Source organism: Glaciimonas immobilis, assembly GCF_011947285.1.
Lineage (GTDB): Bacteria > Pseudomonadota > Gammaproteobacteria > Burkholderiales > Burkholderiaceae_D > Glaciimonas > Glaciimonas immobilis.
Genome location: NZ_JAAOZT010000002.1, coordinates 99,595 through 112,736, shown reverse-complemented (window position 1 = coordinate 112,736; position 13,142 = coordinate 99,595). Strand labels below are relative to the sequence as shown.

The window sequence follows — 13,142 nt, the reverse complement described above, 5'->3', positions numbered from 1 at the left end:
CAGGACCTGAAGCCTGTCAACTTAGTTTCCACGAGGCCCCCGCGTTGTTTACGGTTTTTTATTGCACCTCTAGCAAGCGTTTTTGAAAGCAGGTCTTAACTTTCTCGCACTCAATTGATATGCTACGGATATGCCAAGAACCTGTCAAGCAGTTCCACCACAGCGCAAACGCTACAATGCAAAAACATTTTTTATAAACTAAAGTTCATGCGCCAACTTCGCGCAACTGAATGGCATCCGCCCCAATGCGTAGCTTGTCCAGATAGTCCGACCATCGCTGCATCATTTCCCGACGCGCTGGTAAGTGTGCTGTCCTGTTATACGCGCGCCCGTTCGGATCTTTCACCGCATGTGCCAACTGGTGCTCTATCAGGTCTACGCGCTCATTCAAAACCTCATCCATGATCGTGCGCGCCATCGCGCGAAACCCATGACCAGTCATTACTTGTTTACTGAATCCCATGCCACGCAAGGCACCCGTGATCGTGTTTTCGCTCATACATCTCTTTTCATCCCGAATGCTAGGAAATACATACTTTCCATGGCCGGTTATAGCTTGTAAGTTTCGAAGAATTTCTACGGCTTGCGTCGATAACGGAACAAGATGGTCATTTCGCATTTTCATCTTTTCGCCGGGTATGCGCCATTCAGCTGTGCCAAGATCAATTTCGACCCATTCTGCAGAGCGAAGCTCACCTGGCCGTACAAACACCAGCGGTGCCAGCTTAAGTGCCGCTACGGCGTATGGATAACCTGAGTAAGAAAATATCGCCCTCATTAATACCCCGACCTGCCTAGGCTCAGTAATAGCCGCATAATTCTTTTTTGAGGCAACGGAAAGCGCACCTTTTAGGTCAGCAGTTACATCGCGCTCGATTAGCCCAGTGGCCACGCAGTAGCGTAAAACTTGCCCGCATAGCTGCTTTACTCGGTGGGCGGAATCGAGAACGCCGCGAGTTTCCATTTTTCTCACTGTCTCCAACACATCAATTGATTTGATATCGGAGACTGGTTTTTTCCCGATGAAGGGGAACACATCCTTTTTCATCCAGTTAGTTATCTTTTCCTGAGTACTGGTTGCGCGGCTTGCAGCCGTTTTTTCTAGCCAGATGCCCGCCACGACTTCAAAAGTGTTCGCGGCCGTTACCGCCTTCGCCTGCCTATTGTCAATTTTAACTTGACCAGGGTCTTTTTCATCGACTGCCAGAGACTTCCGCGCAGCTTCGCGCTTTGTCCTTGCATCAGCGAGAGATACATCAGGATAGACACCGAGCGCCAGCGTTTTGCGCTTGCCCCCGAACCGGTAATCAAAGCGCCAATATTTTCCGGGAACCTTGACCAGTAGATACATGCCTTCGCCATCGGCATATTTGTCGCCACTGGGTTTGCCAGTCGGCTTTACTGTCCTAATGAAGATATCAGTCAATGCCATGTTTTTCTCCCTGACGGTATCTGCTGTAACCGGTAACGCGCATACCGTCAGACATACCGCTGTTTGTGTGAGCTTTCATGCTACCTCTTGATACTCTCTGGCACAACAAAAAACCCGCTAGCCTATGAAGGTAGCGGGTTCTGAAACTTCTTGGTACTTCGTGATACGTGTACTTGGTGCCCGAGACCGGAATTGAACCGGTACGACGATTAAGTCGAGGGATTTTCTTACCACTTCGGCTTTAGCCGCCAGCGCATGCGCTGTTCGTGGTCTGGAGCACGCCTTCACCATGGTCTTGCGACTTTAGGTGCTCGCCGTCTGCTCTCTACACCTTCCCCCAAACTTTCGTCGGAGGGCTTGGCTCGGTATTAGCTCGGACTTTCGTCCAGGGCCTTCGCCGAGTTTGACGAGTTTCACCTCAAGAATTTCTTCAAGAGGGCTCAAATTAGTTTAAGTCCCTTGTGTCTACCAATTTCACCACTCGGGCATTGTGAATATCCGTGTTCTGGATCTTCGCTATGCTCTTTGCTTTTTTACGTTTTAGCTTAACGTCTGAACTTTTTTAACGCTTTTACTACCTGAGACTTTAAGTAAAATTTTTACTCTACCGGCTCGTTGCGTAAAATCGCGAAGTCCGCATTCTACCTAACGTTATAGTGAAAAGTCAAATGTAGAATAGCCGTCGAATTTAATTCATAAGCAAATTAAAACCAGACATCTAAAAACATTAACTTATCCCGAAAAGTTGGGACAACAAAACATTCTTGACAAGACAGGGCAGAATTTTATCAGGTTCTCATCGTAACGACTATCTTGTTGTCAAGATTTAGTAGCGGACATATTTTTTACGGTAGAAATAACCGCCCCGCTGATAAACGACGAAGAAAACATTGCGCCGCAGTATGACAGACTACAAAGTTCCGTGCAACGCGGCAGCAAACTGGTGGAATAACACGTTACATTAGGCAGTTCTTCCGTGCAAGATAGGTTTTGCAGGCACCGCGGTTTAAGAAGATTATTTAAGGACAAAAAAAAACCCACTAAATAATTAGTGGGTTAAATCCAAACCTTTGAGGTGTTGGAGGAGACAAATGAACTATACCGCAGTGCAGCAAAGCAAGTCTGCTTTATTATCGTGATAACAGATATATAGTTTATGTATACCATATCCTTTTGACTACTTAATAACTTCCAGGTAGGCCCGAGTATGGGGCTCACGATAGAAAAAATCATTGAGAATGCTTTTGCCGCACTAAGTTATCAACAGATTGTGTGAATAACCCTGTTAACAACTATCGCCTAATTCACCTAACTACCTGATTCCCAACACTTTAATTCTATCGCACAGATTTAGGCAAAACCACTTAAATATCACCATCGATTCTATTATATGAAATATCCTTCAGACTCCCCGCGCTGAGATTTGTGCACCGCGTGTTCACCCCATGATCCAGTCTGCTGTATGCCATGTGCGCAGAGGGTTAAGAGTCTGCATTTGTGTGACGTATATAAAACGTATCCCAGTCATCCTGATCCGTTTCTATAAAATGATGGTGCAAGTAAAAACCGTTTGATCAACTTCCCGTCAACGCCTTGACCTTAATCGGCACGCCGAGCGCGTCTGCCTGCGCAATTATACTTTGCATGACTTCGGCACCGATGCCGCGAGCTTGATAGTCCGGATGGATATATAAATGTTCCAGCGATAGTGCCTGTTCGACTGGCCTCAGGACAAAAAACCCGGCGTGCACGCCATTAACGAGGATGTGACGGGCATGTTCGGCTTTGAAACCGTTTTTAAGACGTTCTCTGGCGCGTGCCGGATCAAACTTTCCCGCCCGCTCCAGACTCTCGCGCATGGCTGCAATTCGCAGCGCGACCAGACTCTCAAAATCCTGCTTGGTCACGATAGCGAACACGATGTGCAAATTATCTTCAACCTGCGTTTTATAGATGGAATTCATACGTTGACTGGTATCCCCACCGGGAAATAACTGGATGTTAACTAAATGCGCGATGTGATCACACGACATCGCGACTAAACCATTTTTAGACGTTAAAAGAAACCGATGATCAGTGCTGCAATTGAGAAAACTTTGAAGAACTTAAGCTTTTAGATCAGATAGTGAATGCATCTTGCATCACAATTTAGCGCGCAGAATAGCATAAACGTAACGTTTCGGACACCTAAGGAAACCAGCCGGTGCCCGGTACAAATGCGATACAGCGCACCTAAAAACAAGTGGCTCGGAGAGCGTCGCCGTTAGCATCTCCCCGTCCATCTGAAGCCCATATAAGGGCGGATACTCATCGACGCCACATATGAAAAAGCCCCTGACGAATCAGGGGCTTATCATTCTTGGAGGAGGCGGTGGGAGTCGAACCCACGATACAGGTTTAAGCCCATATGCTTCCTTAGCAGGGAAGTGCCTTCGACCACTCGGCCACGCCTCCAAACTTGCTGCTACATCATGATATCGCTGCAGCAAGGCTACGCATGATATCTTTTCAAACGAACTTGGTCAATAAAAAGTCTGTCTTTTTTGCCATAAAAGGCAAAATTAAATTCTATTGGACTTTTTCCAGCTCAAACGCTTTGTGCAATGCACGTACGGCCAACTCCATGTACTTTTCGTTGATCAATACAGATATCTTGATTTCGGAGGTAGAGATCATTTGGATATTGATACCCTCTTCCGATAAGGTACGAAACATTTGCGACGCGATTCCCACGTGGCTGCGCATACCGACACCGACTACCGAGACCTTGGATACTTTATTATCGCCTACGATGTTGCCCGAACCAACATGTGCTTTTACTTTGCTGTCGAGCACACCCATGGTTTTATCGTAATCACTACGCGAGACGGTGAAGGTGAAATCGGTTTTGCCGTCCATCGACTGGTTCTGAATAATCATATCGACTTCAATATTGGCTTCGGCAACTGCACCCAGGATCTGATAGGCAATTCCTGGACGATCAGGCACGCCGATCACGGTAATTTTTGCTTCATCGCGACTAAATGCGATGCCGGTAATCGTAGCTTGTTCCATCTTTGTATCTTCCTCAAACGAAATCAGTGTGCCAGAAATCATTTCCTGTTCCAGCGGCATTAAGGGGTCAGTTAGCGAGGACAGCACGCGGGTTGGCATCTTGTAATTTCCGGCAAATTCGACCGAGCGAATTTGCAGAATTTTGGAGCCTAGCGAGGCCATCTCAAGCATCTCTTCGAAAGTCACCGTATTCAAACGGCGGGCATCGGATACCACGCGTGGATCAGTGGTATAGACACCATCAACATCGGTATAAATCAGACATTCGGCTGCGCCCATTGCCGCAGCGACGGCTACGGCTGAGGTATCAGACCCGCCGCGACCTAACGTAGTGATATTGCCGTTTTCATCGACACCCTGAAAACCGGTAATAATCACGACTTTACCGGCATCCAGATCACGTCGTACTTTAACGTCGTCGATGGAGTGTATGCGTGCTTTGGTATGTGCCGAATCGGTCTTGATTACGACTTGCCAGCCCGCGTACGACACGGCGGGTTGACCAATCGCCTGCAACGCCATCGCTAATAGTGCGACTGACGTTTGCTCACCGGTTGCGGCCAGCATGTCTAGCTCGCGCGGGTCGGGATTGGTATTAATTTCCTTTGCCAACCCTAACAGGCGGTTAGTTTCACCTGACATTGCCGACGGAACGACGACGATCTGGTGGCCCGCGTTATGCCATTTGGCAACGCGCTTAGCGACATTTTTGATACGCTCAGGAGAGCCCATCGAAGTGCCGCCGTATTTGTGGACGATTAAAGCCATAAGGTAGAGAGAGTGGGCAATAAAGTGCTAAGAGATAATGGCAGGATGCTAAAAATTCCAACCCTCAACTTTACCTGTTAAGCCTTAATGTGACAAGCCAAACATGGGTAAAGTGGTCATCAACCCTGCCAAGTGAACTATTTCACCCCATTTTTGCAGTTTTTGACTGTGAGGCGCACACTATTGCGGCAACAAGCCGCCTTCAGGGCTGTCTACAACTGCTCCGCCAGGCGCAGCTCCGGAAATACCTTACGCAACGATAAATTGTCGGCCTTCCAACGTAACGTGACATTGCCCCCGCCCTCTTCTGCCAATAAGTGGCAATCAAAGCCAATCCCTGCGGCAAACAGCAACTTTGCTCCGGCACGCACCAAAGGCAAACATTCGCGCTCCCAAGCCGGTATATCGGCAGCCTGATAGAGATATTTCAAGGCTTTAGTTGGCCGGTTAAAGGCCAACTTCATACGTTCGCCGCCGCTACGATATTGTAATTGCAGCGGTTGCTGGCTTAGCCAGTCGGCCGCCACACCTTGTTCCGATGCGTCAAAATGCAGAACGCCGCCGTAAATGGGAAAAGCCAGTTCTGCCTCACCGTTCCAGCGGAAAGGGATTGGATCGATCTCTTCCCGATCAAGATCATCGCGCGGCGTCAGAAAAACCCGGTTCCGATGGCGTCTGATATGGCATTCCGGATGCGTGACACAAAGTTGCGCATCGGCTTTTGCCGATAACAGTTGATCCCGCATTTCACTAAGCCATGCGCTAGAGGGCATGCGCAGATCGTGCAGACCAAACCAATAACGTAATAAATTATCGATACGTGCCGCACTTAGCTGCCGCACTTTTTCAAGCGCTAACCAATTGTCGCCAGCGCACTCACGCATGTCTTGCGCCGCCAACTCCACCAATAATTTTTGACTAGATTGCATGTGGCCGGCGGTGCGCGTTAAACGTTCCTGAAAGCCGACGAAATACTGGCTTAATACCGGCATCAGTTGATGACGCAGCGCGTTTCTGGCATAGCGTGGATCGTGATTCGACTCATCCTCAACGTACGTAATATCATGCGTGGTCGCATAATCTTCAAGTTGCGCCCGCGATATTGTCAGCAGGGGTCGCGCCATTAATAAGGTTGGATCGCCCAACAAAGTGGGCGCTGCATTGACGGCATCCATGCCCGACAATCCAGCAACGCCAGAACCCCGCAACAATTGCAGCAAGACGGTTTCTGCCTGATCGTCGATATGATGGGCGGCTAATAATAACGGCACCTGATGCTGACGGCACATCTCGCCTAATGCAGCATAACGACTATTGCGAGCGGCCTCTTCGACGCCGGTTTTATCGGCGTTACGCAACGCGATACGCCGCTGATCAAAATTGACGCCCAGCCGTTCGCACTCAGCAGCGCAATGGGCCAGCCAATGATCTGCGTTGGGACTAATCCCGTGATGTACATGAAAAGCGCTTAACTTGACCTGATGGTCAGCAGCATACTGGGCTGCCAACGCCAGCAACACGGACGAATCCAGACCACCGCTATACGCGATTGCCAATGAAGATGGGACCGGCGCATCGACAGATGACTGGCTTTCCGTGTCACCGTTAAAAGAAATAGAAAAAGCGCGCTGAATAATACTTTTCAGCGCGCTCTCAAACTGTGCGGTCATACTGACCGTTTGCGGATTTGCCACCGGATTTGCCTTCGAATTTATATCTACTCTGCCGCTGAAATTTCTTTAAATTTGCCGTAGCCCATCAATTTTTCATGCCGGGCAATTAGCAAATCCTTGGTTTTAACACCTTGGAATTGACGCAATGTATCAGCCAACGCACGTTTCAACAATCCCGCCATTTGCTTGGGATCGCGATGCGCGCCACCGAGAGGTTCATTGACGATCTTGTCGATCAGGCCCATTGCTTTAAGGCGGTGCGCGGTCAAACCCAATGCGTCTGCGGCATCTGCTGCGCGCTCGGCGCTTTTCCACAAAATTGATGCACAACCTTCTGGTGAGATCACTGCGTAAGTCGAGTATTGCAACATCAATACTGCGTCGCCGACCGCAATCGCCAACGCGCCACCGGAGCCGCCTTCGCCGATGATAGTCGCAATTAGCGGCACTTTCAGTTCCGCCATCGCATACAGATTATGTCCAATTGCTTCCGACTGACCGCGCTCTTCAGCATCGATACCGGGGAATGCACCGGGCGTATCGACAAAGGTAAAAATCGGCAAGCCAAATTTTTCAGCTACTTTCATCAAACGTAATGCTTTGCGGTAACCTTCAGGCTTTGGCATGCCGAAGTTACGTAGCGCCCGCTCTTTGGTATCACGGCCTTTTTGATGCCCGATCACCATGCAAGCCTGACCGTTAAAACGGGCCAGTCCACCGACAATGGACTGATCATCGGCGTAGGTGCGATCGCCGTGCAGCTCATGAAAGTCCGTAAACATCTCGTTGACGTAGTCCATCGTGTACGGACGTTGCGGGTGACGTGCAATTTGTGACACTTGCCATGGCGTCAGCTTGGCGTAGATGTCTTTTGTCAGTTGTTGGCTTTTTTTGGATAAACGGTCGATTTCTTCGGAGATATCGACTGCAGAATCGTCCTGTACAAAGCGCAACTCTTCTATTTTTCCATCAAGTTCAGCAATCGACTGTTCAAAGCCAAGAAATGTGGTCTTACTCATGGTGTTCCTTTGTTTTTGCACAGCGCCGGAGAGGCATTTACCTGAAAGGTACATTACTGCGCCGAATCTTTATTTTTCTGTGTCCCTCACCAATGCCCTTAAACCAAGCATTGGTACGCATTACTTCGCCCGACATCCCGAATGTTAATATTCTACCGGTAATGGTTCCAGGCTACGCCATAAATACCACGTGGCAACAGTACGCCACGGCTCCCAGTTGGCCGAAACTTCACGCGCATCGCTACGCGACACCGGTTCGCCCGAGAAGTAATTCACGCTAATTCCTTTTAATAACCCCACGTCGTCCAAGGGCAAAATATTCGGGCGAAGCAGATTGAATATCAGAAACATCTCCGCAGTCCAGCGACCAATACCGCGAATCTGAATCAACTCTGCGATAACGTCTTCGTCATCCATGCTGGCCCACTTGTCCGCATGGACCCGTTTTGCTTTGAAATGTTCAGCCAGATCGAGGATATATTCTGCCTTGCGCTTAGACAAGCCACAGGCAGCCAGTTGTTCGTGGCCCGCCTTCAACACTTGGGAAGGCGAGCATTTGGGGCAGATTAACAGAAATCTCTGCCAAACGGCTTCTGCCGATTTAATCGAAATTTGTTGTCCGATGACCGAGCGCGCCAAAGTGGTGAACGGTTCACTGCGTCCGGTCAGGTGCAAATCGCCAAATTGCGGTATCAATTTGCGCATGATACGGTCGCGCTTCATCAACTCTACTTTAGCGTCTTCCCAATAGGCGGCCACGTGCAGTTTGTTATCGGCAGTAATTATATTTTGCATGCGACCTAAGTCCTCCGCCATTCAGTTAGACCACTCGGCTTGTCTTCCAGCAGGACCCCTGCCGCTAGCAGTTCGGCGCGAATGCCGTCTGCAGCAGAAAAATCTTTGGCTTTCTTCGCTGCCAGACGCGCTTCGATCTTCAACTGAATGCTTTCTTCAGATAAACCGACAGCCCCCTCAACAGCGTATTCCCCTGTAGCACGTCCCTTTAGAAAATCGTCTGGCTCACGGCCCAGAAATCCCAAATTAGCGCCCAGCGCCTTCAATTGTCTTGCCAACGTCGCCGACTTCGTTTTATTAACCTCATTGGCAAGATCGAACAGTATAGCGATTGCAGCGGGCGTATTGAAGTCATCATTCATCGCCTCTACCGTTTGCACCGCGTGCGCCTCGTTCGCGTCGAATAACGCATCGTCGGGCGGCACCTCTTTCAACGCGGTGTAGAGACGCGTCAACGCGTTTTTGGCGTCATCCAGATTGCTATCTGCATAATTAAGCTGACTGCGGTAATGGGCACGCAAAATAAAAAATCGAACAACTTCGGCATCGTATTTTTTGAGTACCTCGCGTATCGTAAAAAAGTTGCCAAGAGATTTGGACATTTTTTCGTTATCGACACGAATGAAGCCGTTATGCATCCAGTAATTGACGAATTGATGGCCAGATGCGCCTTCAGATTGGGCGATTTCGTTCTCATGGTGAGGAAACTGCAAATCCTGACCACCGCCGTGGATATCAAATTGTTCGCCCATTAAATGTTCGGCCATCGCCGAGCACTCTATATGCCAACCCGGGCGACCTGACCCCCAGGGCGAAGCCCATTTTACCTCTGCCGGTTCGGACTCCTTAGAGGCCTTCCATAGGACAAAATCCAACGGATCGCGCTTGCCGGTATTCACCTCAACCCGCTCCCCTGCCCGCAAATCGTCCAACGATTTACCCGACAGCTTGCCATATCCCGGAAAATCCCTCACCGAATAATTGACATCACCATCGGTCGCCTTATAGGCCAGACCGTTGCTTTCAAGCTTGCCGATTAAAGAAAGCATTTGCGGTACATATTCGGTGGCACGTGGCTCATGATCGGGCTTTTGTACGCCCAGCGCCTTTGCGTCCTGATCCATAGCGGCGATAAAACGGGTCGTCAATTGCGAGATAGTCTCGCCATTCTCGACCGCCCGGCGAATAATCTTGTCATCGATATCGGTGATGTTACGCACATACGTTACGTCAAAACCGGTGTGCCGCAACCAGCGTTGCACCATGTCAAATACCACCATCACCCGCGCGTGACCGAGATGACAGTAGTCATACACGGTCATGCCACACACGTACATGCGCACCTTGCCCGGCACAATAGGGGAAAACGGCTGCTTCGCGCGCGCCAACGTGTTATATATTTTCAGGTTACTCATGGAATCTACTGGTTCAGACACAGAATCTGTTGTGCGACAGTAGCGGTCTTTGCATATTCCATCCTTGAAATACGCCTCGTTGCGCCGACATCATCGCCAAATCTCTTCTGCGTTGCTTAGTTTGATAAAATGCTTCTTTTCGCCGCAGTATATCAAACAACCAGACAACCACGCATTGCGGAAAAGCAAAATCGCAACTCTTACCTTAAACTCGCGAGCAAATACCCGTATTGTCACCAGAGCGCGACGCTCAAGCTCTGGTATATTGCACACAGGACACAGATTGACGCATTATAAATGTCGCATTACCTCATTACTCACCCCCAAGGGATATTTTATGCAAAGCTCCAAGCACGGCAAGCCACCAGGCGCAACATCGATTTCACGCCGCAGTTTTTCTCGCGCGCTGGTATCGTCAGTCGCCGCTATCTCGCTGACTTTCGCATTTTCTACGGCACACGCTGCTGACATGCCGCACGTCATGCTAAAAACCAATATGGGCGATATTGTCCTTGAGCTAAATGCAGAAAAAGCGCCAAAGACTGTCAAAAATTTTCTAAGTTACGTTAATACCGGCCACTACAATGGCACCATTTTCCATCGTGTGATTGATGGTTTCATGATTCAGGGCGGCGGCTTTGACAAAAAAATGAACGAAAAGGCAGCACCGAACAAGGTAGAAAACGAAGGCAAGAACGGCTTAAAAAATGCGCAATACACTGTCGCGATGGCACGTACTTCCGATCCACAGTCTGCCGGTGCCCAATTCTTTATTAATACCAATGACAATCAGTTCCTGAATTATCCGGGACAAGATGGTTACGGTTACGCAGTATTCGGCAAAGTCATTCAGGGCATGGATGTCGTCGACAAGATCAAAAAGGTAAAAACCGGCGCACAAGATGTGCCGGTGCAACAAGTCGTCATTGAGTCTGCGACCATCACCAAGTAAACTAGACGCTCCGGGTTATTATAGGAGGTTAGCGACCACAATTCCGAAGGTAGCCCGATTTCGGCCAATTGGCATTCTCGCGGCAGTCGCGAAAAGCAGCGCACGCTAAAGTTTCAAATAGACCGGATACGAACATGTGTATCTGGTCAGCGTTTTAAATTTTCAAATAACAATCCTCAAATAACAATTCTCAAATAGCAATTTTTACCTGTTAACCCATAAGGAACATCATGACAGTCATTCTGACCACAAACTACGGCAACATTACCATCGAACTAGAGGCAGAAAAAGCACCGAAGTCCGTTGAGAACTTTCTTGCTTATGTCAATTCCGGTCATTACAACGGTACCATCTTCCATCGCGTAATTGACGGTTTCATGGTGCAGGGCGGCGGTTTTGAGCCTGGCATGAAACAAAAGCCAACCAACGATACAGTGGAGAACGAAGCTAAAAACGGCCTGAAAAATTTGCCGTACACATTGGCAATGGCGCGTACTTCAGACCCGCATTCTGCGTCTGCCCAGTTTTTCATCAACATTCAGAACAACAGCTTTCTCGACTACCCAGGTCAAGACGGTTGGGGTTACTGCGTTTTCGGCAAAGTTACTGAAGGCATGGAAGTTGTTGACGCCATCAAGGCTGTCAAGACTAGTCGTACAGGTATGTTTGCAGACGTCCCGGTCAAGGACGTCATCATCGAAAAAGCCGAAGTAATTTAATTCCGAATCATCATCCCATCGCCAGCCTTATGTCCGAAGCAATTTTTTTTACGCCAGCACAAGCATCAGCGGTTGCGCTATTCATTTCTGACCTGCATTTACAGGAAGCGAATCCCCGCACCACGCAAGCGTTCTATGATTTTTTAGACACGCATGCACGCCACGCAGCGCAACTGTATTTACTGGGAGATTTGTTCGAATATTGGGCCGGGGATGATGATCTGGAGACGCCCTACAATCTTCAGATTGCCACCGCCATTCGTCAAATTAGCGACGCAGGTGTTTCGGTTTTCTGGATTGCTGGTAACCGGGATTTTTTAGTGGGTGAATCGTTCGCGCAAGTTGCTGGACTGACCTTACTGCAGGATCCATTTGTTGCCCTTATCGGCGGTCGGCGCGTGGCGTTAGCGCATGGCGACGCTCAATGCACTGATGATCTCGACTACATGGCATTTCGTGCCCAAGTGCGCAATCCGCAATGGCAACAACAGTTTCTCGCCTTACCGCTGACGCAACGCAAGGCTATCATCGCTGGCGCGCGCACAGAAAGCCGTAAAGAACAACAACACAAATCTATGGAAATCATGGATGTCAATCCACAGGCCATCGCAACGCTTTTTGCTGAGACCGGGACGGATACACTCATTCATGGACACACGCATCGCCCGGCACTACACAGTTATGCCGGGACTGACGTAACGCTAAGCAGGTACGTGTTGCCAGACTGGGAATACGACGTTGTGCGACAACGCGGCGGTTGGATTTCGATCGATACTGAAGGCCGCATTCGACGCTTTGGGTATACCGGCCAGGAATTGAGGTAACGGATACGCCTCTGTCCAGTCGCGGATTTACGAAAGAGACCCTGCGCGCAACATTTCTTACCCGCCCTTCCAATGCGGATGCCGACTCGTAACTCTCCATTCGGCAACTGGACACCGTTCCGCCATCTGCATACTCACGATTAAAGGATTCACCTTCTCGGGCGCCCTAATTAACAGGGGCATCCTTATAGCCGCATAGTTGACGGAGAGGATGAGGAGGCTAGTACTTTAATACCGGTATGCAGCGTTTTGTCGCAATCTTCCTGCGCGACATCATTCAACAACCAGTCGATTATCTCTTCAGAATGTAGACTTGGGTCATTGCGCGCAACAACTCCACCCGGCTTTACTAATCGCCCCATTTCTGTATCTTGCAATTGAATTAAATTCATCTAAAATTATTCAATACGATGCAAATTAAACAATTTCAAATTAGCTACTTTTTGTGATGATGGTCTCAACGCTCAACAAGAGACGCTAGGCGCAGGCGT

At 49.1% G+C, this 13,142-nt stretch carries 11 protein-coding genes and 1 tRNA gene; 3 read left to right on the top strand and 9 right to left on the bottom strand.

Translation table 11 applies throughout. The features are described 5' to 3' along the window. Positions 1–205 precede the first annotated feature (205 nt). The 8 genes from HAV38_RS02720 to cysS all read right to left on the bottom strand — a co-directional run bounded on the left by HAV38_RS02720 (position 206) and on the right by cysS (position 10,156). The gene (locus tag HAV38_RS02720; protein WP_168052197.1) at positions 206–1,432 is read right to left on the bottom strand and encodes a tyrosine-type recombinase/integrase; all 1,227 of its coding nucleotides are present in this window, start codon (positions 1,430–1,432) and stop codon (positions 206–208) included. Between the two features lie 1,574 nt (positions 1,433–3,006). Next, the gene (locus tag HAV38_RS02715) at positions 3,007–3,396 is read right to left on the bottom strand and encodes a GNAT family N-acetyltransferase (protein ID WP_245182159.1); all 390 of its coding nucleotides are present in this window, start codon (positions 3,394–3,396) and stop codon (positions 3,007–3,009) included. Between the two features lie 396 nt (positions 3,397–3,792). Further along, positions 3,793–3,886: transfer RNA gene (locus tag HAV38_RS02710), tRNA-Ser, on the bottom strand. A 114-nt stretch (positions 3,887–4,000) separates the two neighbouring features. After that, positions 4,001–5,254, bottom strand: coding sequence for an aspartate kinase (locus HAV38_RS02705; RefSeq protein WP_168052195.1), 1,254 nt, complete (start codon positions 5,252–5,254; stop codon positions 4,001–4,003). A gap of 212 nt (positions 5,255–5,466) precedes the next feature. Beyond that, complete coding sequence (gene tilS, locus HAV38_RS02700) at positions 5,467–6,948, bottom strand: tRNA lysidine(34) synthetase TilS (protein WP_245182158.1); 1,482 nt, start codon at positions 6,946–6,948, stop codon at positions 5,467–5,469. A 23-nt stretch (positions 6,949–6,971) separates the two neighbouring features. Next, a complete protein-coding gene (locus HAV38_RS02695; protein WP_168052193.1) occupies positions 6,972–7,946 on the bottom strand; it encodes an acetyl-CoA carboxylase carboxyltransferase subunit alpha in 975 nt (324 codons plus the stop codon). A gap of 144 nt (positions 7,947–8,090) precedes the next feature. Beyond that, on the bottom strand, positions 8,091–8,741 hold the full coding sequence (locus HAV38_RS02690; RefSeq protein WP_168052191.1) for a DNA-3-methyladenine glycosylase family protein: 651 nt from the start codon (positions 8,739–8,741) through the stop codon (positions 8,091–8,093). A 5-nt stretch (positions 8,742–8,746) separates the two neighbouring features. Beyond that, positions 8,747–10,156 (bottom strand): cysteine--tRNA ligase, encoded by a 1,410-nt coding sequence (gene cysS / locus HAV38_RS02685; protein WP_168052189.1) that lies wholly within the window; start codon positions 10,154–10,156, stop codon positions 8,747–8,749. A gap of 337 nt (positions 10,157–10,493) precedes the next feature. Between cysS and HAV38_RS02680 the strand changes: the two genes are divergently transcribed. The 3 genes from HAV38_RS02680 (at position 10,494) to HAV38_RS02670 (ending at position 12,651) form a co-directional block, all read left to right on the top strand. Then, entirely contained in the window at positions 10,494–11,108 is a 615-nt protein-coding gene (locus HAV38_RS02680) for a peptidylprolyl isomerase (protein ID WP_168052187.1), read from the top strand. 230 nt (positions 11,109–11,338) lie between these two features. Next, complete coding sequence (locus HAV38_RS02675; protein ID WP_168052185.1) at positions 11,339–11,827, top strand: peptidylprolyl isomerase; 489 nt, start codon at positions 11,339–11,341, stop codon at positions 11,825–11,827. A gap of 29 nt (positions 11,828–11,856) precedes the next feature. Then, the gene (locus HAV38_RS02670; RefSeq protein ID WP_168052183.1) at positions 11,857–12,651 is read left to right on the top strand and encodes a UDP-2,3-diacylglucosamine diphosphatase; all 795 of its coding nucleotides are present in this window, start codon (positions 11,857–11,859) and stop codon (positions 12,649–12,651) included. 185 nt (positions 12,652–12,836) lie between these two features. On the opposite strand, the gene HAV38_RS02665 is transcribed toward HAV38_RS02670, so the two are convergent. Beyond that, complete coding sequence (locus tag HAV38_RS02665; RefSeq protein WP_168052181.1) at positions 12,837–13,043, bottom strand: hypothetical protein; 207 nt, start codon at positions 13,041–13,043, stop codon at positions 12,837–12,839. Between the last annotated feature and the right edge of the window lie 99 nt (positions 13,044–13,142).